Source organism: Chitinophaga sp., assembly GCF_039596135.1.
Classification (GTDB): Bacteria; Bacteroidota; Bacteroidia; order Chitinophagales; family Chitinophagaceae; genus Chitinophaga.
In genome coordinates, this window is record NZ_JBCNKH010000014.1 from 1 (window position 1) to 23,228 (window position 23,228).

The following is a 23,228-nucleotide window of genomic DNA, read 5'->3' on the forward strand; positions in this document are numbered from 1 at the left end:
GGAACTTTGGTTTTACATACCAGGCCAGCAAACCTCCAATAGCCAGGCAAAGTACAAAGAATACGAGCGCCATCGGTTTGGAGACAGCCCCGGAGGCAATGGGCCGTTTACACTTGACAGGATGCCGACGGTCTGCCTCAACATCATTATAATCATTAATAATATAAATACTACTGGCGATGAGACTAAATGCGAAGAAACCTATGAGCACTTCCATGACTTTGGCGATGTCGAAAATTTCGCCAGCGAAGAAAAGGGGTATGTATAAAAAGAGGTTCTTTGCCCAATGGGAGGGTCTTAATAATTTTAAATATTGCACGGGGATAAGTTCTTTATGACCGTGCCAATATACGATGGTTTATGGAACAACTGCGTGAAAAAAAGCTATTTTCCGGTTAATTCTCCTATTTTTGGTCCGTTCAATACAATTTTACACTCGTTTTTATCCCCGTTTTTGTATGCCTTCTACTTATGCTCCGTTTAGCCGAAAGGGCGCTTTTATTACAGAATTAGCAATCATCATCGGCCTGGCATTGTTCCCTCTTTTTGTGCCCTTACCATACCGGGTCAATATCTTTTTGTCCTGGGAAGGGGCGTATCGCATTTCCCAGGGGCAGGTTCCTTATCGTGATTTTGGGTTGCCATTAGGTTATGGTTTCTGGATCGTACCCGCATTGTTCTTTAAGATCTTTGGGGCTAAGCTGATTACCCTGGTCAAGGCACAGGTATTCATGAATATCCTGGCTGGCGTCGCTTTTCGTTCTATTCTGAAAAGCCTGGATGTAAAGCCGGCAATCAGGGTGCTGTCTGTGTTGCTGTTCGTCTTGTCTTATTCTTTCTTTAATTTCTGGCCCTGGTACAACCAGACGGTGATTGTATATGAGTTAGTCGGACTGGCATTTTTGTTCCGTTATCTGGTGGGACCGCAGGGTAAAATCAGGTTTTTGAATTTGCTGCTTGCTGCGTTTTTCACCTTCCTTTCCTTCTTTACCAAGCAGGATGGTGGTGGTTTGGCGCTGTTGCTATCACTGGCTTTGCTGGCTTATAACAGCTTAAACGAGAAGCGCTTATGGGAGGTACCTTTATATCTTACTTTTTATGGGATAGTTGCGGCGATTTTCATTGTGCCGTTTATTCCCTATGGATTTGGCTATTGGTTTAACCACGGGCAGGCGCCGCATAACAGCCGGTTATCTCTGTATGATATCGTATCGGAAGTATTGTACCAGTCACAATGGATTAAGTTCTATATCGTAATGATAGTGATTGTACTGCTGCCTGCTTTTAAGCAATTTAAAACATTCTGGCAGGATAAGCAGGCGATGTTGTTCACGCTGCTGACTTTAGGTATCCTGGCAGAATCTGCTATATTTCAGGTCACTAGTTACACGCCGCCAGATAATAATATCTTCTTCCATGCATTTGCTTTTGCATTTATCGCGTCCCGGTTAGTGGATCAGTTGCATATTGACCTGGGCAGGAAACCTGCATTTGCAGGCGCAGCCTTGTTAGTGTTGCTATGGTGGTCAGGTACCTTCTGGAAATACCTGGATAAGGTAACAAGCCGGTTATTGCCACATGATGAATCGGCGAATAAACTGCCGGCACTGAAAGCGGATACTTCTTTTGCGGCGTATGAACCGATGGTGAGTAAGACGGGGGAAAATGTGGTGTCCAGGAATAACTATATGATCGAATGGGATACGACGGATGTGCCGACTTCCAAATGGGTGTTTTCAGACTTGAAGGCTTTCCAGGGTATTTATATGCCCCCACAAACGGTGGAAGGTATGCGTAAGCTGCTGGATATGCCGGTAGTAAAAAATAACAAAAGGCATCTTAAAGTATTGAACATGACTGAGTTAACCCCGCTGGCAGTAGAGATGCCTTATACGCCGGAAACGGGTAGCGATAGCCCGCTCTGGTATCACCTGGGGGTGGGAATGTTCAATAAACAGCTAAGTGTGTTTACCCAAAAGGTGCGGAGTGGGTATTATGATGTGGTGCTGTATGAATATGCGCCGGAAAATAATAACTTTTTCCCTTTTGCCTTACGTTATGAGCTGGAGGCACATTATAAAAAGGCGGATGTTTTTCTGGCACCCAGAAGGCCAACGCATGCGATTATAGAGGTGTATGTGAGAGAATAAAGGTTAATTGTTAAACTGTATTTGTTATTTAATTGATAACCAGTATTGTATAATATGCTATTTTAGGTCGTTTATTGCCTATACGGCTCACGGGACTGGGGTAAAACCAGCCGGCAGATTGCCTTTTCTGAACTCATTCACGGCATTATGTGCCTGCCGGGTAGGTTCCGGTAATCTATATCTCCCGGCACACTGATTAATGATACTAATTGCCCCCTGCAGGTCAATTTTATTACCAGGTGATACGAACACCGGTTTTACCTTATCTTTTGTTCTAAGGGCGGCGCCTATAATTTCGTCTTTATGAATTAAAGGGGTAAAACTTCCTTTTGTCAATCCCGGTTCTTCATACTTGCCGCACAGTACCTTTTTGGTACATCCCAGCGCCGGCGTATCTGCTACCACACCAAAGTGTGCTGCAATACCCATCCGACGAGGATGGGCAATGCCGTGACCATCTACTACCAACAAGTCTGGTTTAAAAGGCAGCTGCTCCCAGGCATCCAACAATGCCGGCACCTCCCTGAAAGCAAGGTACCCCGGTACATATGGAAAATGTACTTCCTTCTTAACCAGGCTATATCCTAAAACCTGCATCCCGGGAAAGCTTAAAAGCACAATTCCGGCATATACGGTCGTACTGAACTTATTGAAGGAAATATCTGCCCCGGCGATGATACTTACCGGGTAATCAATGGGTTGGATGATAACTTTTTGTCTTAATTCAATTTGAACCTGTGTAGCTTCTGTAATTGTCATAACGCCTAATCAAATAAACTTAACTGGTTATTCTTCTCCGGCGGCTTTTCTTTCCCAAAAACCGTTCTCCCTCCATACCGCCAGGAATCATCCCGCTCCCGCTTAATCACCTCATCAAACCGTTCATTTGGAACAAACTCCTTTTCCAATTGCTGCGACAACACCGACAATTTCCTGATCGCCTCCTGTTTATCATGCTGACCAATCTTCGCCTTGCTGACCGCCTCCCGCATCACACTGATCGTTTCATCATACACATTCAGGGGAACCGGAAACGGATGTCCATCCTTTCCGCCATGTGCAAAAGAAAACCTCGCCGGGTCTGTAAACCGGGAAGGCGTACCATGAATCACCTCACTTACCAGTGTCAGTGACTGCAATGTTCTCGGACCCACGCCCTCCATCAGTAATAAGGTCTCAAAATCAAGCACCTGTCTTTCATGTGCCACTGCCAGCACTGCACCTAATCGCTTCAGATCTACATTCTCACCCCGCACATCATGATGCGAAGGCATCGTAATTCTGCGAATCTCCGGAAGCAATTGCCCCGGCGAAGTTTTTACCAGTTCCAGCAATCCATCCTTTGTGGGCATTGCTGCCTTGTCAGTAAGATTCAGGATCTGCCCCTGGTTTTTACCATATATAAACGAATGGGGTGTTTCTGTAAAACTACGAACCACTGCTGAGTGCCAGTGATACCGCCGGGCCATACCATTGCTATCATTCATACCCTGCTGTACCACCGCCCAGTCACCCTGGTCAGATACAATAAAGGAATGGAGATATAATTGAAACCCATCCTGCAGGGCGGTATTATCAACTTTGGCAGCCAGTTTACTATGTTTAACTAACTCATGCCCCGGCAACCCGGTTTTGTCAGCAATCAGCAACAGTTCTTGTGGCGTTTGCCGGGAATGCTTCCCTTTCCCACCACATATATAAATACCCAATTCATGTGCCCTGGGATTCAATGCTTTTTTCAAAGCGCCCATCACACTGGTGGTAATACCTGAAGAATGCCAGTCCATTCCCAATACACATCCCAACGCCTGGAACCAGCAGGGATCACTCAGTCTTCTCAATACCTCCGCCTTACCATAATCTGCGACAATGGTTTCTATGATTGCGCCGCCCAACAGGCTCATTCTGGCAGCCAGCCAGGGTGGCACATGCCCATAATGTAAGGGAAGATCTGCATACGCACGTGACATAATCTACAATGGATTTGTTTGCATTTCGAATTGACAAATGTCGGGATTATTCTGCAGGTAATGACTCATTTCTTTCATATGCTCCGGACTACCTTTTATTTCAAACCGGTTTTCAACAATGTTTTGATTACGGGACACTGCCATATGTACATGAGAGAGGTGGTATTGCTTAAATATGGAATGAAAATCAAGTCCTTCCAGCTTAGTAGCATCGTAAGATATACAAACCATCTTCTTTTCCCTGATCCGTGCTATCTTCCTTTCAATCACTTTCAATCCCTGGAGGACCAGTAGCACCAATATGAGGGAAATAGCCACCAGCACGTAGTGACTCATACCCACTGCAATTCCTAACGCCGATGCAATCCAGATGGTAGCGGCAGTCGTAATGCCATCAATACTATAAGTACCCTTGAAAATAACACCCGCCCCAATAAAACCCACTCCTGTAAGAATATTGGAAGCGATACGATCCGGGCTATTGGGAAAACCGATCTCCACCGAGAGAATCGTGAACAGTGTACTGCCTACACAGATGAGTGTAAGCGTACGCATACCCGCCGCCTTGTGGTGAAACTCCCGTTCCATTCCCAGCAACGCTCCCGTGAGACAGGAAACTACTACTTTTAGTAGCGTCGTGGACTCAACCAATTGAAATAAAGTGTTTTCCATAAGCTGTACTAATTATAACAAGTGTGCCTTGGCACAATTATTTCAAATATCTGAATGTACTTGACATTATTTGTTCATCCTGATAATCTGGTTAATTATGAAAATGCAAAAAAAAGACCTGGGAACCCGAGCAATTGTTTTTCGTCTTGCGATTTGTAAAGTGTGTATAACCGCCTGTTTTGCTATAGCTCTCAGCCTCTTTCTATTTGCCTGTGGAAGCAGCAGAGAAACAAGTTCTGCCGATAGTACAGGAACATCTTTGCAGGCAGATACGACTAACACTGTACCTGCAGATACAGCGACTATGCCAGCCGATACATCTGCCCGTCCAGATTCAATACCTAAGCACTAAGCTGGTGCATTTACGCTACTAAATGGGGAAAATAATTCCTCATAATACATTGATATTCGTGGTAATGTAAAAGTTTTTTTATGAAAAAGAGTCATTGGGTATATATTATACTATTTATAGGAGGCGCTTTCATCGCTTCGTGTGGAAACGGGAAAAACGCTAATACAGATTCTACTACGACAACCGTAGATACGTCGACCACCGGTATTAACCCTGATACGGTTCCGGCAGCAAATGTGCCGGCAGGTGCACCGAATCCGGGTGAAGATTCATCACGCTATGGCACCGGTGCACAAGATAGCTCTAAAAACAGAAGGCCTAAATAAATGATAAATGACGGAGGATCGTCCGTCATTTATTTTTTGAAGCGGGCCATAATTGACAATACATACAAGTGAATTTGGATTATAGGCGCTTCTGCTTTGGCAGGGCGCCTTCGTTTTGGAAATTTCTCCCATATTTGTACAATATTTAGCATTCCACCCCGTCATAACCTATATCACAGTACGTCTACATGCTATGGAAAAACACCAGAACGTTAAAAAAGCATCTTTTAAGAAGACCTTTCGCTTATACAAATACATCAGGCCCTACTGGCCTATGTTCAGCGCAGGCATGCTATTATTATTTATTACCAGTTTATCTAACCTCGCATTTCCCCGTTTATTGGGCGACCTGGTAGACAATGGTACTCACTCGAAAAATATTCCCGCTATCAACCACACGGGCTTACTCCTCATCGGGTTACTCTTAGTGCAGGGGATCTTAGGGTACTTCCGGATCAATATCTTTGTTCGCGTTACCGAACGCTCGCTGGCCACCCTCCGCCAGCAGGTGTACAATCACCTGATCCGCCTGCCCATGAGTTTTTTCCTGAACCGCAGGGTGGGAGAACTGGGGAGCCGGATCTCTTCTGACATCTCTTTATTACAGGAAACATTCACCACCACTGTTGCAGAATTTATCAGGCAGGTAATTATCATTGTAGGCGGTATCGTATTGCTGGTACATACCTCTGCCCAGCTGACTGTTCTCATGCTGGGTACCCTGCCGGTAATTGTGATTCTTGCCTGGCTGTTTGGCCGGGTAGTGCGCAGGTATTCCAAACAGGCACAGAGCCAGGTGGCAGAAGCTAATACTATTGTGGAAGAAACCCTGCAGGGGATACTGAATGTCAAAGCATTTGCCAATGAGTTTTTTGAAATGCGGCGATATCAACACAAAACAACCGAAGTAGCAAAAACCGGTATCAAGACCGGTACTTACAGGGGCGCTTTTGCCGCCTTCATGATCCTGGGCGTATTTGGAGCGATCGTCGCAGTGATATGGAGAGGTGCTGCATTGATCGCAATGGGTACCCTGCAGCCGGGGTTACTCATCTCATTTGTCTTGTATTCTACCTTTATCGGTGCATCTGTAGCCGGCCTTGCCGAAGTATATGCCACCATTCAAAAGACCCTGGGCGCTACCGAGCACCTGCTGGAAATTCTCGACGAACCGGCAGAACCTATTACTGACAGTGCACTCGTGGCACCCAAAGACCTCCTGAACGGAGAGATCTCTTTCAATCACCTCGCTTTCCGCTATCCCTCCAGGGAGGACCTGGAGGTACTGCAGGATATCACTTTCGACATCGAAGCCGATCAGCAGGTTGCGTTGGTAGGTCCAAGTGGAGCCGGCAAGAGTACCATCGTCTCTTTATTATTAAGATTGTACGAACCGGCCGGCGGCAGTATCTCTTTCAATGGCCGGGATGCGGCGGACTTCCCATTGTCTGCATTGAGAAGCCAGATGGCCATCGTGCCCCAGGATGTATTTCTCTTTGGCGGTACCATCCGCGAAAATATTGCTTATGGCAAACCGGGGGCTACCACAGACGAAATCATCGCCGCAGCACAGCAAGCCAATGCGTGGGAATTTATACAACGCTTTCCCGAAGGGCTGGATACTGTAGTAGGTGAAAGAGGTATACAACTATCTGGCGGACAGCGGCAAAGAATTGCCATTGCCCGTGCAGTATTAAAAGATCCAAGAATCCTGATACTGGACGAAGCTACGTCTGCACTGGATTCTGAGTCAGAAAAGCTGGTGCAGGATGCACTCGAAAAACTGATGTGCGGTCGTACCTCTATTGTAATTGCCCACAGGCTAAGCACTGTGCGCCAGGCTGATAAGATTATCGTGCTGGACAAAGGCCGCATTGTAGAACAAGGCACTCACCAGGAGCTGCTCACTGTAGATGGCGGCTTATACAAAAGCCTGAGTGAGATGCAGTTCACTCATTGATTTAGAGATAAGGTTTCATTTCTTCTTCAATGTTCATTCTCAGTGCCATCAATTTTTTAGCATAAGCTTCCATTTCAAGAGCGGCAGGCGTTTCCGGATGCCACTTAGGTACCGGCACCGTCTTGCCGCTATCATCTACGGCAGCGAACACCATGACACAGTGGGTAGTTTTGATCCTGTCACGCTGGCGGGGATTGCCTGCAGACACATTGATGGCGATATGCATACTGGTGTTACCTGTATAAATCACCGTTGCATTGATCTCTACCATGTCGCCGATCTGGATAGGGCGGATAAAACGAATACCTCCAACATACACGGTCACACAATACTGACCGCTCCAATTTGCTGCACATGCATATCCTGCCTGGTCAATCCATTTCATCACGGCACCGCCGTGAACCTTTCCGCCGAAATTCACATCCGATGGCTCTGCGAGGAAACGCAGGGTCACTGTGTTACTAATTGTATCTATCATAGTGCGCGATTTGAACATTGCAAGATACTCATTATTAAAAAAAGCAGCGCCCCCAAATATTGGAGGCGCTGTAAACTACAAACTAAGTGATCCCTGAAGCTTGCCTGTCAGAAATCAGTATTATTTTCAGGTTGCCCTTTATTCTCTTTTTTCTTTCCCGCATCAATCTTACCAAATCTCCAGGATACATTCACACGCAGTTCACGGGTGGCACGCTTGCGATAATATTCCTGTTCAGAATACTCCGTGTTTGTATAAGATATGCTACGATCTGTATTGAAAATATCATTGATACCCATTGATACCACCAGTGACCTGTCTTTCAGGAACTCCTTACGCAGGGCTGCATCCACTGTATATTTCCCCGCCCTTTCTCCCTGGGCCATAATCTGTTTGGACTCATAGATGCCAGTAACCTGTAAGGTGGTTCTATATGGCAACTTGTAATTAGTATTGATCTTTCCAAAGAAGATAAACCCTGAATTCGTCAGGTTGTTAGACAGGTTGGAAGCATTGATCTTCGTTTGCGCCATGTTCAGGTTCGTGGTCACATCCCAGTCGGTTGTAAGCTGGTTACGGACGGTAAACTCCGCACCATATGCATTCCTGGTATCTGCATTTACCGGGTAAGTTAATACTACCTTCTGCGCAGTACCATTCACGGTAATAGTGGTATCAGTAGAGTAATCAGTGATTGCATTCTGTGTATTACGGAAATACAATGATACCATTACATTGTGCTTTCTGTTGAAATCCTTCAGGTAACTAAACTCAAATGAATTCGTAAACTCCGGTTTCAATGTCGGGTTACCACGGCTTGCACTCTGTGCGCTGTAATTCAGGTTGGGCAGCAGATCACGGAACCACGGGCGACGTACACGACGTGTGTAATTCAGCTGCAGCTCATGATCGCCTTTGAACTTCTGAGACAGAAACAGGCTGGGAAACAGGCTGATAGGGTAGCTGATTTTATAATTACTTTTGGTCGTGCTGGTCATATCACCACTGTAATAAGACTGCTCCCCCCTCAAACCACCCATGTAACCAAAGTTGCCCAACTGACCAGAGTAACTGATGTAACCCGCATTGATGGTTTCCCTGTAATGATAGTTGTTCGAGAGTGAGCTATCGAAAACATAGTCTCCGGTAGCATTGTTCAGCCCCATGGTAGTCAGCGTATTATTAAAGATACGGCTGGTGGTACGCAACCCTGCTTCTACCTTTGACGTTTCAGACAGTGGATTCACATAATCGATCTGGCCCGTCACGTAGGTGGTATTCCCGCCACCATAAGCATATCGCTTAGCTGGTGCGGTTGGTGTATCGATTGCAATATGGTCCAAAGTATAATATTGCAAAGAATAATTACTACCATCATCGCTGGTGGCGTAGTTGTAATTGAAATCCGCAGTCAGCTCATGCCCCTGTTTGGCAAAGGTATGTTTGTACCCCAGCTGGCCGGCATAGTTGCGGAAGTTGTGATTGTCATTGTCAATACCGGAGCCATATCTTACCTGCTCTTTGCCTGTATTCAGGTTGTAGAGGGTCAGGTTATTATCATCACGAAAGTCGCCCGCGTTGATACTGGTACTGATACTAAAAGTATTGCGGTTGTCCATGAACCAGTCAAAACCGATACGACCATACTGGAATTTACGGCTCTGGTCACCGTTCTCATACTGGTCCAGGTAGGTGGTGGTATCCGTACCTATGTTTTTACGGAACAGGTGTTCTTTTGAAGCACCTTTACGGGTACGCACATTATAACTAAGAGAGAGGTTGAACTTTTCACGACGCATGCTGAAGTCGAAACCACCATTCGCACCACCTAAAGAAGATATACCTGCGTTCACCTGACCGTTGATACCTGCCTTCCTGTTTTTCTTCAACACTATATTTAATATACCACTCACACCTTCCGCATCGTACTTTGCAGATGGGTTGGTGATCACTTCGATATTAGCAATCGCATCTGCAGGAATCTGGTCCATGGTGAGGGTAGTAGGGCGGCCGTCTACGAAGATGGTAGGAGATCCGTTTCTGACAGTGACATTACCGTCAATGTCTACACTTACAGCGGGTACCTGTTTCAATACGTCGGTAGCAGTACCGCCTACGCTGGAAATATTTTTTTCCACATTGAAAACGCGCTTATCAATTGCCATTGTATAAGCAGGTTTTTCACCTACCACCTCTACTGCGGCCAATACTTTGGCATTAGTGCCGAGTTTGATATTACCAACATCTATAATGTTATTTTTTGAAGTAAGCCCAATTGCTTTATAAACGGTAGTGTACCCAATGAAATTTACCTTCAGCAAATACTTTCCCAAAGGAATTTCAGGAAAACTGAAATCGCCGTTTGGTTTCGAAAGCATACCGGTCAATACGCTTGAATCGGCCGCACGCAATACAGCGACGGAAGCATACTCAATGGGAGCATTGGTTTGTGCATCCATCAATTTTCCCTGAACAGACCCATTTTCAGGTGATTTTTGGTTGTTTTGTTGAGCATAAGAAAACGTTAGAAATGACAGCGTCATTCCCAAACATAACGAGACAAATCTGTGCATGATCCTAATAACTTTTCTAATGTTAGCCTGTAACTGGAGCTAAAAATAAATGATTTATAAAAAGTTTCCTGCGATTATGGATGAATGGCGAACATGATTGATGTATCTTTACAGCCGGACCGTTACATTTTCGAATAGCAAATTTTTATGTCTAACGCCTACCAGCCAGATTGGGATTTATACACTTGTCACATAGATGACCACCCGGCCATTATAGGGCTAGACCTCGACCTACGGCGATTCGCACCGCTGAACAGTAAACCGCATGCTATTTATGTGTCTGTATATTTGAATACTCCCCGGGCCGATGGGTTCCCACAGGGAGAAGAGTTTCAAGTGTTGGGTGAAATTGAGGATAGCCTGGTCAAAGGATTGGAAACAAACCTGAATGCTCACTTCGTGGGCAGGACGATTTCCAATGGTGTAAGAGATTTTTATTTTTATTCCGGCGACACCACATTATATGATAAGCATATAGCTGACGTGATGATCGGCTTTCCAAATTATCAATATGATTTTGGAGTAAAGGAAGATCGCTCCTGGGAATTGTATTTTGACTTCCTGCTACCAGATAAGGTAGAGTTCCAGCGTATCCAGAACCGCAAGGTGCTGCGCACGTTGAAAGAACATGGGGATATTGAAGAAAAAGCCAGGCACATTGATCACTGGATTTATTTCGTGACTGAAGAAGACAGGGAACTGTACTGGCAGAAGATCAGTAAAGAAGGTTTTGTCGTTCAGCAGCGAAGTTTGAGTGGCAATGATGAACGGCCTTATAGCCTGCATGTGTCCAGGCATGATCGCACAGATGAACCCAGTATCAATGCTGTGGTGCTTTTACTGTTCGAACTGGCGCAAGCCATCAATGCAGATTATAATGGCTGGGAAACTGTGGTAGTAAGCAGTTGACCTGTTTCCGATAGTCCGTATTCCGGAAAAATCGCTTATGTCTTTGGCATAAGCGATTTTTTCGCGCATGCATGTTCGGGATTTTTCTTTAGATTACAATCTTTGGTTACAAGTGTTGTATGCTCTTGCGAAGGAAGGGCATATAAGTAAATATACGAGTGGGAAATCGCTACAAAATATTGTTACACTTTCTGGTTTGCTGTTGCCTGACTATGCCGTTACTCGTTCGGCATGCTTACGGTAGCACAATGGCCGATACCATACCCGCTCCATTATTTAAGCCGAAACCGCCAGCCAAAAGCTGGTTCCATCGCGTAACGGAGTATAGGGATTCCCTGCGCCACAAAGAATACCGGGACTCCCTGATCCGAAAAATGACCCGGCAGAATGTACCGGAACCACCCACCACCGATAGCAGTATTATTAAGAGTGAACAGTATTTCATGCCTTTTACCGGAAAGGTGATCAGGGACATCTATTACCGCAAGGTAAACGTATTTGGCCCCCAGAACATCCGGGATACGGCGTTTACGACTTCCATGCGCCTCATCAAACTCGCTAACCGCCTTCATTATAATACGGAAGAATGGGTGATCAGGCAGGCCCTGTTCTTCAAATCGGGCGATACCCTGAACCCTTATGAGATGTCAGACAACGAGCGTTACCTGCGTAGCCGGCCGTATATGCAGGATGCCCGCCTGTATATTATCAATGCCGGCGACTCGCTGGATTTGCTGGTGGTCACAAAAGACGTGTTTGAATATGGTATCGACATCGGGGAAGCCAGTACTTCGGCCGTTCGCACTACCATCTATAATAATAACCTGTTCGGCGCCGGACAGGAGCTGCGTGTGGGCGCCTACTGGAATAATAGTTACAACCCGCCGTGGGGGTCAGAACTGAGGTATACAAAGTACAATGCCCTGGGCACTTTTGCCGACGTATCGCTGGGGTATACCACCCTGAACAACTATTATCCCCTGGATTCCGGTGTGTTTGAAGGGGCCTATTATTTCAATATCAACAGGCCCCTGTACAACTCGTCTGCCGACTGGGCAGGTGGAATCAGCCTGAGAAATAGTTTTGCCATCAATGCCCGTGAGCGGCCGGATACTATCTTCAGGGATTACCGGTATGAATTGCTGGAAGTATGGGGTGGCTATAACCTGATCAAGCAGGATAAACATAGTTTAAACAGCCAACGGCCCAACCTGGCTATTCTGCTGGGGCATTCCAACCAGATTTTCCTGAAAAGGCCCTGGCAACCGATTTACAAGTACGACCCTGTCTATAATAATCACCGGTATTACCTGGCCCAGGCCATTGTATTCCGAAATGAGTTCTTCAAATCCACCCATTTCTTTGGCTTTGGCAGAACAGAGGATATTCCCCTGGGCTACAGTGCAAGCTTTACCTCCGGCTGGGAAACCTGGAAAGGGCGTACCCGGGCATATGCTGGTATTGAAACACAGAAGTTTTGGGCCACGAAGATGAAGGGTATTTTTAATGCCCAGTTCGGGATAGGGAGCTTTTACCAGAATGGGCGGACAGAGGATGCTGTCATTCATGCCAAATTGGAATACTATAGCCGTGCATTTCGCCTGGGTGGTGGCCGCCTGAGGGAATTCACTTACTTTGACTACCTGGGTAACCTCAATCCATATTTTTATAAACCCCTGAGTATGAATATGGAATACGGGATCTATGGATATAAAGGTGTACCACTGGCCGGCTATCAGCGCATGAATTTAAGATCCGAAACGGTATATTACAGTCCCCTGCGAATACTGGGCTTTAAGTTCAACCTGTATACCACCCTGCAGGCAACACAGCTGACCCTCAATAGCAATAACCTCTTTAAGAACCCAATTTATGGTGGGATAGGTCTTGGTTGTAAGATCAAAAATGAAAACCTGCCTATTAATACCCTGATGATCGATGCCAACTATTTTCCGAACGCTCCTTACCCTGTAAATAGGATCTACTTTGAAATCACTACTACCGTCGATTTCAGGTTCGATATCTTTACCTTGAAGATGCCGGATTTCTTAAACTTCAGGTGATTTTTTTATCTTTATTATCACCAGTTTAGAAGTAGGTGTATTACTTTTATCAGCCACACTATCTAATGGTACAAGTGCATTTGCCTCCGGAAAATATGTGGCAGTACATCGTTCAGGAATGTCGTACAGGACCACGAGGAAGTTCCTGACCACCCGTTCTACTCCCCCGAAATAATTGTATAAGTCCACCTTATCTCCACCTTTTAGCCGTTGCTTCGCCGCATCCGCTTCGTTCATCAGTATCACACGCCGCTCCTGGTAAATACCCCTGTACCGGTCATCAAGACCATAAATAGTGGTATTGAACTGGTCGTGGCTCCGGATGGTCATCATCATGAGCTCATCAGCTGCCAGGTCATACCGCGTCACAGGGGCTACGTTGAAGTTCGCTTTCTGGTTGGCGGTATTGTATTTTCCCTCGCGGGCGCCGTTTGGCAAATAGAAGCCACCGGGATGCCGTACCCGTTGGTTATAATTATTAAACCCGGGGATCACTCTTTCCAGGTCGTCGCGGATATAATCATAGTGCCGGGCGTATAGCGGCCAGTCCACTACGGTTCGGTCTTTTAAAGTCGCCATGGCCAGCCGGCATACGATCAATGGTTCACTGAGCAGCTGGTCAGAAATGGGGGTCAGGTTGCCTTTGGACATCTGCACTACGCCCATGGAGTTTTCGCAGGTCACGAACTGTGTTTCTCCATTTACAATGTCTTTGTCACTACGGCCAAGGGTGGGCAGGATAATGGCTTCTTTGCCATGCACCAGGTGACTTCTGTTCAGTTTAGTAGATACGTGTACAGTCAGGTTACAATTGCGTAAAGCGTTGGCTGTCTGCACGGTATCGGGGGTAGCTGAAAGGAAGTTGCCACCCATGGCAAAGAATACCTTGCCTTGTCCATCCCGCATGGCACGAATAGCCGCTACTACATCCCAGCCATGTTCCCGGGGCGGGTTGAAACCGTATACTGCCTGTATTTTATCTAAGAGCGCCGGGGTAGGTCTTTCGAAAATGCCGACGGTACGATCGCCCTGCACATTACTATGACCGCGAACGGGGCAGGTACCAGCGCCGGGTTTGCCAATGCTGCCCTTTAGTAATAACAGGTTCACGATTTCCCTGATGGTATCAACGGCATTTTTGTGCTGGGTAAGGCCCATAGCCCAGCAGGCGATGATTTTCTTTTTATGTATTAAAGCATTAACGGCTTTTTGGATTTGTTCTAAAGGAACACCGCAGTCTTTGACTAACTGATCCAGGTTTTGTTCCTGTAAATGAGCGATATAGGCTCCGTATCCGCTGGTGTTGTTATTGATGAATTCATTGTCGAACACGGCGCCGGGATGGTTGTTTTCTTCCTGTAAGAGCAATAGGTTGATGGCTTTTAAGAGGGCCATGTCACCATTGATCTTTACCTGCAGGTAGATATCTGTGAGGTGACTGGCCATGTGGAGCATGCCTTTCACCGTTTGCGGATTCATGAAGCCGAGGAGGCCGGTTTCTTTTAATGGATTGGCAGAAATGATGGTTACGCCATTTGCTTTTGCCTTTTGCAGGGCGGTGAGCATGCGGGGGTGATTGGTACCGGGATTTTGACCCAGTATGAAAATTACGTCAGCTTCGTATAGGTCATCGAGTGTGACAGAGCCCTTGCCGATACCGACAGCTTCAGCGAGGGCAACGCCACTGGATTCATGACACATATTCGAACAGTCAGGCAGATTGTTTGTACCAAATTCCCTGACGAATAGTTGATATAGGAAAGCCGCTTCATTGCTGGTACGGCCGGAGGTATAAAAGATGGCTTCGTTGGGGGAGGACAAGGCGTTGAGATGTGTGCTGATCTTTTCGAACGCATTGTCCCAGCTGATGGGAGTATAGTGAGTGGCGCCTGCTGCAAGGTACATAGGTTGGGCCACACGCCCCTTTTTACCTATTTCGTAGTCGGTGTGGGCTGCCAGCTCTGCTACGCTGTTTTGAGCGAAGAAGGTGGCATCCAGGCGTTTAGTAGTAGCTTCTTCAGCTACTGCTTTGGCGCCGTTTTCACAATATTCAGCAATACCTGACCGCTCATCGTCTGGATCCGGCCATGCACAACCCGGGCAGTCATAACCATTTTTCTGATTGAGTTTATGCAACGCTTTAAAGCCCCTGATGGCGTCCATTTCTGCGAGGATATGCCCGGCGGCATGAAGTACACCTGGGAGACCGGCAGCTACTGTTTTGGGTTTGCCAAGGCGAAAGTGTCCTGTGAATGTTTCCGGATTTTCAGCATTGGGTTGTTTCATAAAGCGATTTTTTCTTGACCGTGATAGATATTAAAACGACCTTCTCTTAAGAAGCCGATCAGGGTAATGTTCCATTCTTTTGCCATTTTTACAGCCAGGCTGCTGGGTGCGCCTACGGCAGCAATGACGGGAATGCCGGCAACGGCGGCTTTTTGAATTAATTCAAAACCTGCTCTGCCGCTGAGGAGTAAACCATATTGGCTAAAAGGGAGCTCCTGTTTTAAGGCGGCGCCAATCAACTTATCGACGGCATTGTGCCTGCCGATATCTTCTCTTATATGCAGTAAATTCCCTGCTGTGTCAAATAACGCAGCTGCATGCAGTCCCCCGGTATTATCAAATACCGCTTGCTGACCACGTAATAGCGCAGGCAGGTCATGAAGAATGGCGGCGGGGACTTTTATGTTGGTGATTGTTTTTTTGACAGGGGCAAAGATTGCATCCAGGTCTGTTTTGCCACAAACGCCGCAACTTGCATTTGCAAGGAAATTGCGCTGTGCGGGTTGCAGGGCGGGCGTAATACCAGGTTGTAAGGTGATGGTGGCTACGTTATTATTATAATGAATGGTCTTTATTTCCGGGTAGCGGGTAATGATTCCCTCTGTGAATAAAAAGCCGGCAGCGAGTTCTTCGTCCTGGCCGGGCGATCGCATGGTAACAGTAATGCTTTGCTGCTGACCATTATGCACCAGGCGTATTTCGAGGGGTTCCTCGGCAGCCAGGGCATCTTCGGTAGCTGTGACAAGTGTATCCGTTACCCTTGTAATGTGCGCGTAGGATATAGCGGGATTTGACATGCATCGAAGGTACACAAATCATATGGTTGCTGTGCCAGCCCCTTCAGGGTGGTACGATTTTTTCGTACATTCGGTCCATATTAATCAAAAAACAATCTATATGCGTTGGCAAAACAGACGACTTAGCGATAACGTGGAAGATCGCCGCGGTGGCGGCGGTGGTGGTGGTATGAGGAATATCGGCATCGGTGGCGTTATCATCATCGTTGTACTGGCACTCATTACCAAACAAAGTCCCCAGGCGTTATTGAACAAGGTACAGCAAAGTACCGGCGGCACGGAGCAAACTACTTCTCAGACTGTGACGAAAGCCAGTGATGAGGAAGCTCAATTTGCATCCACCGTGCTGGCCAATACAGAAGATGTATGGACAGCGCTGTTCAAAGAAATGAACAAGCAGTATGAGGCACCTAAAATGGTATTGTTTACGGATGTAGACCAGTCAGGCTGTGGTACTGCGCAATCTGCGATGGGGCCATTTTATTGTCCTGCAGATGACAGGGTGTACCTGGATCTGAGTTTCTTCAACGAAATGGAGCAGCGTTTTAAAGTCGTGGGCGATTTTGCCAAAGCGTATGTTATTGCACATGAAGTAGGTCATCACATCCAGAATTTGCTGGGCATTAGCAGGAAGGTGCAGGCTATGCGCTCACAGCTGAGTGAAAAGGAATATAATAAGTTGTCCGTAAAACTGGAGCTACAGGCTGATTTCCTGGCAGGAGTCTGGGCACACCATGCACAAAGAATGGATAATATACTGGATGCAGGAGATATAGAAGAAGCCCTGAATGCGGCTAGTGCAGTGGGAGACGATAAGTTGCAGGAGGCGGCTAATGGCAGGGTGGTACCGGATGCGTTTACGCACGGTACATCTGCCCAACGGATGCGGTGGTTTAAGAAAGGGTTTGATACGGGCAATATAAAGGATGGTGATACTTTTAATGCGAGTGATCTTTAATTTGAATAATCCCTTGTAGGGTGTAAAATAATTGTCATACCATGGGCACTGGTTTCCTCTTCTTCCGACAATGGAAGTGTGAAGTGGAAACTGGTGCCTTTGTCTTTGTAGCTATGGAACCAGATCTGCCCATTATTTCGCTGAATAAAATCTTTAGACAGTGGTAATCCCAGTCCACACCCTTTCTCATTTTGTGTACCGGTTGTGGAATAATAGATATTAGAGAACACCTTTGACTGATCTTCAAAAGGAATCCCAATCCCATTATCTTTCACCATTACTTCCACCTTATCAGGCATTAGCCGGTAATCGATCGTAATGTTGCCATTCTTAGGTGTAAACTTAATTGCATTGCTGATCAGGTTGCGCAGCACCATGCGAATCATATCCTTATCAGCATAAACATGAATGACAGGCGGCAGGTAATTATTCAGCTGAATATTCTTTTGCCTGGCCAGGGTTTGCAGCAGCTCAAACTCGCTGTTTAACAGTGCTGTGATATTGAAATCATCTGCCATTACCCGGATACCTTTCATCTGGCTATTAGCCCATTGCAACAGGTTATCCATCATGGAAGAGGTATTTTTCATATCTCTCCACAACTCATCTACAAACTGTTTGAATTGTTCCTGCGACATCTTTTCATCTCTCAGCAGGAACAGCATTCCTTCCAGGATGCCCAGCGGTGCACGGAGGTCGTGGGAGATCACAGAGAAGATTTTGTCTTTTACCTGGTTACCGCTTTCCAGTGCAGCATTCTGGTCAAGAATGATCTGGTTTTGCTGTTGTACGCGGCGGTTCCGGTTATTCAACTGGCCGTACAGGTCTCTTTGCCTTTTGAACACGCGGTAGAGCAATACAGTGAAGGTGGCCAGCGCCAGGAACAACACGATACAGAAAATAACAAAGATTTTCTGTTGTTTGATCGTGGCCAGGTGAAGCAGCTGTTCTTTCTTCAGCAGCTCATTTTCATGTTGTTTCTTTTCTGACTCGTATTTCTCTTTGGAATTGGCGATGACCTTAGACTTTTCTGCGCTGAAGACATCCTCACTCAGTGCCTGGAATTCTTTGAAGTCTTCCAGTGCCTGGGCAAAATTGCCCCTGGCAGAGTCCAGCATGGAACGGTACCGGTAGTAGATCATTTCATTGCGGGCGTTCTGCATGTTTTTATTCAGCTGGGCGGCATGCGCAAGATCTTCCTCTGCTGCGGCAAAATCTTTTAGGAATGTATGGGTCTGAGCCAGGTTAAGGTCTGATTTTATCACTCCCTGGATATTGTCGGACTCCTTATAATATCGGGAGGACATGGTATGGTAACGCAGTGCCTCCGGGTAATTCCCTTTTACAGAAAAGATCTGTCCAATATTTTCGTAGGCGTATGCCAGTCCCCGGTGGTCGTTGAGAGCGAGTTTGATCCTTTCGGAGGCGTACAGGAAGTGGAGGGCGGAATCCCATTCTTTGAGCACCATATAACTGGTACCAATCCCGTTCAGGGTTTTACCTATTTCGGCCTGGTCATTGCCTTGTTGCTTGATGGCCAGGGCTCTTTTCTGGTAGATTAACCCTTGTCTGGGCTGTTGCTGTTCAATGAAAATATTGCCAAGGTCCGCATTGAGGATGCCAGTGGCGCGAAGGTCTTTGAGTTGTTCGGCCAGTTTAAGGGCAGCCAGGGTCAGGTCCATCTGTTTTTCCAGGTTGCCTTTGGCATTTTCGGCCAGGGCCAGGTTGCGGGTAGCCCATAGCTTACCAGGCAGATAGTGCAGGCTATCGCTGATATGAAAAGCTTCTTTTGCGTAAGTCTCTGTCAGGGAAGGAGCCTGGGTAAAGAGAAAACGGCTTAATTGATTAAGGATGGCGACATGGGTGGTATCTTTTACGGGGTGGGCGGCCAGCACTTTTGTCAGACTATCAGTCACTTGCGACTGCGCATAAGATGCCACCGGCTTCATAAAGAACAATGCCAGCATCAATATCAAAATGGAGTATAGGGCAGAATTCCTTCTCTGCCAGTAAAGTTTCATTGTCGGCACAAATAATTTTCTTAGGGTAACCCGAATGCTGGGCTAAAATTATAAAAAAATTGGATGCAAAGTATATTTACCGGAATCGTTGTAACTTTCCGGCCATGAAACCGACAGTTACAATCGAATATTGTCCCAAATGTGGGTGGCTGATGAGAGCAGCCTGGATGGCGCAGGAATTATTGACCACATTTGCAGAAGACCTGCATGGGGTAACCCTGAAACCCAGTGAAGTTGGTGGCAGCTATATCATTTATGTGAATGATGAGGTGCTGATGGACCGTAAGGTGATCGGACATTTCCCTGAAATTAAAGAAGTTAAACAACAGGTAAGAGACAAAGTAGCCCCTGAGAAAAGCCTGGGCCATTCTGATAGAAAATAAGACGATTTTGAAGACACGTTCACTCTCTTGTACGGCTGTATTATTATTGTTGTTGTTATGTGGATCACTGAAAGCGCAGGACGATACTTCTATAGTACATAAGAAAAGCTTTTTTCCTTTGCCTGTTTTGGGGTATTCTCCTGAGAAAGGGCTGGAAATAGGGGCGGCCATGCTGTATTCTTTTTATACAGACAAAAATGATCCATTACTGCGCAACTCCACTATTAGTTTAATTCCTTCCCTGACAACGAAGAGTCAGTATAAAATTGAGTTAAAGACTGATTTCTGGACAGATCATAATAACTGGCATTTCAAAAGCAGTCTCCGTTATCATGATTTCCCGATTTATTTCTATGGTGTTGGGGATACGACCAACAAGGCAGATGGGACATTGCTGGGCAACCAGCGGTATAAAGTATTGCTGGAAGGGGAGAGGCGGCTGAGCGGACATTTTTACGCGGGGTTGTCACTGCAGTACCAGCATGATAATTATGAGGCGAATGAGAGCAAAGGGATTTACCCGGGCATGGCATTGACAGATAAAGACGGGGGGTATGTGACTTTTATTGGGGCAACGGGGATATTTGATAACCGTGATAATCAGAATTATACGCACACGGGGTCCTGGGTGCGGCTGAATGTGGCGTATGCGCCATCTTTTTTGAGTAAACATCCGTTGTGGAAGATTGATGCGCAGGCAAAGCATTTTTTGCCGATATCCCGTAAGAGTACGCTGGGTGTGAATGGGTTATTCAATTCATTGCAGGGGAGTACGTTACCATTTTATTTATTGCCTGAAATGGGGAATGACCTCATGATGAGGGCGTATTATACCGGTCGTTACAGGGATCAGAATTATCTGGCCTTCCAGGCGGAGTACCGGTATTTCCTGGATCCGAAGATTCCCATCAATATCTGGTTTTTGCATATGCAGCCTAAGTTTGCGCTGGCAGCGTTTGGGGCAACGGGGGCAGTGTTTAATAATCATGATTTTGGGGTGGATCATTTTAAGCCGGCTTATGGATTGGGGGTTAGGTGGTTTTATGATGAGGGGTCTAAGTTGACGATACGTATAGATTATGCTTGGGGGGAGAAGCGGGCAGGAGAGGAAAGGCAGTCGGGGTTGTATTTGTCACTGGCGGAGGCGTTTTAGGCAGCAATTGAAGATATTTCCTGATAATCAGAATTTACAGAAGTGTAGCCAGTCATAGACTGGCTTTTTTTATGGGGGTATGATTAGTGTGTAACTAGTTTATACCTATATCATAACTATAGTGCTATAAGGTTACTACTACTACACCAAAAGGGCACCTCAATATCGAAGGGATATTGAGGTGCCCTTTTGGTGACGTTATGGTAACGATTTGGTACTATAGTTGTGCTCTAGTTGAGTTCTAATTTGACGCTTATAGCACTTTCACCTTGTTGTTATTGCAACAGAATCCAATAGCCTTTTTCTTTTTCCAATAAATTCGTTATATTCATAAAACACGTTAGTTTTTACCCAAACATTCCACTAAAATGAAAAGCTTAACCCTGTTAACCACGTTATTTCTGACGGTAGCAAGCTCGTACACTTTACACGCGCAAGACCGGAAAATAACGGTGCCATCAAAGTTTTATGTCAAAATAGCTGGTGGTTATTTTTTCAGTGTTTTTCCTGGTGAGTTTCCCAAAGTCGGTTCGTATGAGCCCCATGATGAGCGGAAAGAGTATAACTCATCGACGGGAACAACAACGACAGTTTCAGAAAAAGTCCTGACCGGATCGTATGGCGCCGGCGCAAGGGGAGGGCTCTCCTTCGGCTGGAATATTAACCAGTACATTGCTGTAGAAGCTGCATTCAATTATTATCACAGTAAGAAAAACCTCATGACCCGTGAGGTAACCGTACTGGCAGGTTCAAGTACGGAACTGGGCAGGATTGAATCGCATGGTTATGTAAATGCAATTGATTTTGCACCTGGGGTGGTGATTCATCCCGGTTTTGCTAAGGTCGATCCATATGTACGTGTTGGATTGGTAGTACCCTTGTGGGGAGAGTTGAAAATCCATACAGATGCTAATCAGACAGGTTCTGCAGTGGTTGGTGGTTCGCCGGTGGTTACAAAGACGACTATTTCACGTGATGAGCGGGTAGATCCGAATGTAACTGTTGGATTCCAGGGGGCTTTTGGAATTGTATTCCCGGTGGCTGCGAAGCTGGATGTATTTGTAGAGACTGAGTACCGGAATATACCGGTGCGCAGTAAGAAAAAGGAAGTGACCGCGTATGATGAGACTACGAATATTATAAGCTCGACTACCGGTCAGGTGATTGCTACACAACATCGTGGGCTGGCGGATATGTCTACGGCGGAAAGGCATACAGAGTATCAGACAACGCTGGATCAGAATTCTAATACGCCGGTGAGCCAGTCTGGTGCGAAGGTGACTTATAAGGATGATAATAAGCCTTCGAATGATTTGAAGTCTTATATTAATATTGGCGGATTGGGCGGAAATGTTGGATTGAGGTGGAGGTTTTAGACAGACCTTAAACTGTTTACAATTTTAACCAGGTCTGCCTTAAGCGTAGTATCAGTGATATTGCCATCAGCATCGATTTTCGTACGTACGGTGGGTATAGTAAGGATCTGATCGGCTGTAATTGTTGCTGTCATTACTTTCAATGTCTGTACCAGTGAGGCATTTGCTTTATCTCCGCCAGTCATCATAGGCGAAGCGCTGATAACGGCTGTAGGTTTGCCAACAAATTCCCCGCTGGAAACAATCCAGTCCAACGCGTTTTTTAGCACGCCGGGAACGCCAAAGGCGTATTCCGGTGTGCATACAATCACAGCATCAGCAGCTTGCAGCTGCGCACGTAGATCCGCTACAGCGGCGGCTGGCGTGGCGTCTTCGTAATCCAGCTCCGGGCTGAAATATGGTAACTGATCTAAGCCTTCGAATATTGAAAATGAAATATCGGGCCATGCTGCTAATTGCGGGATGGCCTTTAAAATATCTGTATTTGAAGAAGTTGGGCGCAGGCTGCCGGAAATACACAGGATCTTAAACATATACCTAACAATTTTGTAAGCACGTACAAGGAGGTGCTGTCACGAATAACTTTGTTGCGGAACAAAAGTAAGAAACAGATGGTATCAGGTTTGCATCATGTTCCAATTCGCACGAATAATTTTGAGGAGACGAATTGCTGAATCACTGTGTGGGTGTAGAAATCCTGTTACTATTTAGTACTTATAATTTATATTATGTTAAATAGATAATTTTTAAATACTACTTTATTAGCGCTGATTTGCCGCTTATATTAAACGGATAAATTGC

The 23,228-nt window shown here is 46.0% G+C and carries 19 protein-coding genes; 9 read left to right on the top strand and 10 right to left on the bottom strand.

The window, feature by feature from the left end; translation table 11 throughout:
* Window positions 1-217, bottom strand: a 217-nt coding sequence (locus ABDW16_RS11515; RefSeq protein WP_343669996.1) for a UbiA family prenyltransferase, incomplete at its 3' end; no start/stop codon positions are given.
* 241 nt (window positions 218-458) lie between these two features.
* Between ABDW16_RS11515 and ABDW16_RS11520 the strand changes: the two genes are divergently transcribed.
* Window positions 459-2,150: a hypothetical protein gene (locus tag ABDW16_RS11520; RefSeq protein WP_343669879.1), complete on the top strand. Its 1,692-nt coding sequence runs from the start codon at window positions 459-461 to the stop codon at window positions 2,148-2,150.
* 87 nt (window positions 2,151-2,237) lie between these two features.
* On the opposite strand, the gene nfi is transcribed toward ABDW16_RS11520, so the two are convergent.
* From nfi to ABDW16_RS11535, 3 genes are read right to left on the bottom strand one after another with little or no spacing between them, the layout of a single operon-like run.
* Complete coding sequence (nfi, locus tag ABDW16_RS11525) at window positions 2,238-2,909, bottom strand: deoxyribonuclease V (RefSeq protein WP_343669881.1); 672 nt, start codon at window positions 2,907-2,909, stop codon at window positions 2,238-2,240.
* 5 nt (window positions 2,910-2,914) lie between these two features.
* Window positions 2,915-4,120 carry a DUF763 domain-containing protein gene (locus tag ABDW16_RS11530; RefSeq protein WP_343669882.1) on the bottom strand — a complete coding sequence of 402 codons (1,206 nt, stop codon included), beginning with the start codon at window positions 4,118-4,120 and terminating at the stop codon, window positions 2,915-2,917.
* 3 nt (window positions 4,121-4,123) lie between these two features.
* Complete coding sequence (locus ABDW16_RS11535) at window positions 4,124-4,792, bottom strand: MgtC/SapB family protein (RefSeq protein WP_343669883.1); 669 nt, start codon at window positions 4,790-4,792, stop codon at window positions 4,124-4,126.
* A 432-nt stretch (window positions 4,793-5,224) separates the two neighbouring features.
* Between ABDW16_RS11535 and ABDW16_RS11540 the strand changes: the two genes are divergently transcribed.
* Together ABDW16_RS11540 and ABDW16_RS11545 are read left to right on the top strand one after the other, a co-directional pair.
* A complete protein-coding gene (locus ABDW16_RS11540) occupies window positions 5,225-5,470 on the top strand; it encodes a hypothetical protein (RefSeq protein WP_343669884.1) in 246 nt (81 codons plus the stop codon).
* 193 nt (window positions 5,471-5,663) lie between these two features.
* Window positions 5,664-7,430, top strand: coding sequence for an ABC transporter transmembrane domain-containing protein (locus ABDW16_RS11545; RefSeq protein WP_343669885.1), 1,767 nt, complete (start codon window positions 5,664-5,666; stop codon window positions 7,428-7,430).
* A 1-nt stretch (window position 7,431) separates the two neighbouring features.
* On the opposite strand, the gene ABDW16_RS11550 is transcribed toward ABDW16_RS11545, so the two are convergent.
* Both ABDW16_RS11550 and ABDW16_RS11555 read right to left on the bottom strand, forming a co-directional pair.
* On the bottom strand, window positions 7,432-7,908 hold the full coding sequence (locus tag ABDW16_RS11550; RefSeq protein WP_343669886.1) for an acyl-CoA thioesterase: 477 nt from the start codon (window positions 7,906-7,908) through the stop codon (window positions 7,432-7,434).
* 107 nt (window positions 7,909-8,015) lie between these two features.
* Window positions 8,016-10,481 (bottom strand): outer membrane beta-barrel family protein, encoded by a 2,466-nt coding sequence (locus ABDW16_RS11555; protein WP_343669887.1) that lies wholly within the window; start codon window positions 10,479-10,481, stop codon window positions 8,016-8,018.
* Between the two features lie 147 nt (window positions 10,482-10,628).
* On the opposite strand from ABDW16_RS11555, the gene ABDW16_RS11560 reads away from it, so the two are divergent.
* Both ABDW16_RS11560 and ABDW16_RS11565 read left to right on the top strand, forming a co-directional pair.
* Window positions 10,629-11,390 (top strand): DUF695 domain-containing protein, encoded by a 762-nt coding sequence (locus ABDW16_RS11560; protein WP_343669888.1) that lies wholly within the window; start codon window positions 10,629-10,631, stop codon window positions 11,388-11,390.
* Window positions 11,391-11,602: 212 nt separating this feature from the next.
* Window positions 11,603-13,453, top strand: coding sequence for a hypothetical protein (locus ABDW16_RS11565; protein WP_343669889.1), 1,851 nt, complete (start codon window positions 11,603-11,605; stop codon window positions 13,451-13,453).
* Here ABDW16_RS11565 and ABDW16_RS11570 read toward each other — a convergent pair.
* Both ABDW16_RS11570 and fdhD read right to left on the bottom strand, forming a co-directional pair.
* On the bottom strand, window positions 13,439-15,739 hold the full coding sequence (locus ABDW16_RS11570; protein WP_343669890.1) for an FdhF/YdeP family oxidoreductase: 2,301 nt from the start codon (window positions 15,737-15,739) through the stop codon (window positions 13,439-13,441). The genes ABDW16_RS11565 and ABDW16_RS11570 overlap by 15 nt on opposite strands.
* Window positions 15,736-16,536, bottom strand: coding sequence for a formate dehydrogenase accessory sulfurtransferase FdhD (fdhD, locus tag ABDW16_RS11575; RefSeq protein WP_343669891.1), 801 nt, complete (start codon window positions 16,534-16,536; stop codon window positions 15,736-15,738). The genes ABDW16_RS11570 and fdhD overlap by 4 nt, the downstream gene beginning before the upstream one ends.
* 100 nt (window positions 16,537-16,636) lie before the next feature.
* On the opposite strand from fdhD, the gene ABDW16_RS11580 reads away from it, so the two are divergent.
* Window positions 16,637-17,494: a neutral zinc metallopeptidase gene (locus ABDW16_RS11580; protein ID WP_343669892.1), complete on the top strand. Its 858-nt coding sequence runs from the start codon at window positions 16,637-16,639 to the stop codon at window positions 17,492-17,494.
* Here the strand turns inward: ABDW16_RS11580 and ABDW16_RS11585 are convergent.
* Window positions 17,491-19,515, bottom strand: coding sequence for a tetratricopeptide repeat-containing sensor histidine kinase (locus ABDW16_RS11585; protein ID WP_343669893.1), 2,025 nt, complete (start codon window positions 19,513-19,515; stop codon window positions 17,491-17,493). The genes ABDW16_RS11580 and ABDW16_RS11585 overlap by 4 nt on opposite strands.
* 104 nt (window positions 19,516-19,619) lie before the next feature.
* Between ABDW16_RS11585 and ABDW16_RS11590 the strand changes: the two genes are divergently transcribed.
* The 3 genes from ABDW16_RS11590 (at window position 19,620) to ABDW16_RS11600 (ending at window position 22,427) form a co-directional block, all read left to right on the top strand.
* On the top strand, window positions 19,620-19,898 hold the full coding sequence (locus ABDW16_RS11590) for a SelT/SelW/SelH family protein (RefSeq protein WP_343669895.1): 279 nt from the start codon (window positions 19,620-19,622) through the stop codon (window positions 19,896-19,898).
* A 7-nt stretch (window positions 19,899-19,905) separates the two neighbouring features.
* Window positions 19,906-21,051, top strand: coding sequence for a hypothetical protein (locus ABDW16_RS11595; protein WP_343669897.1), 1,146 nt, complete (start codon window positions 19,906-19,908; stop codon window positions 21,049-21,051).
* Between the two features lie 368 nt (window positions 21,052-21,419).
* Window positions 21,420-22,427, top strand: a complete 1,008-nt coding sequence (locus ABDW16_RS11600; protein WP_343669898.1) for a hypothetical protein — start codon at window positions 21,420-21,422, stop codon at window positions 22,425-22,427.
* On the opposite strand, the gene ABDW16_RS11605 is transcribed toward ABDW16_RS11600, so the two are convergent.
* Window positions 22,424-22,960, bottom strand: coding sequence for an NAD(P)H-dependent oxidoreductase (locus tag ABDW16_RS11605; protein WP_343669899.1), 537 nt, complete (start codon window positions 22,958-22,960; stop codon window positions 22,424-22,426). The genes ABDW16_RS11600 and ABDW16_RS11605 overlap by 4 nt on opposite strands.
* Between the last annotated feature and the right edge of the window lie 268 nt (window positions 22,961-23,228).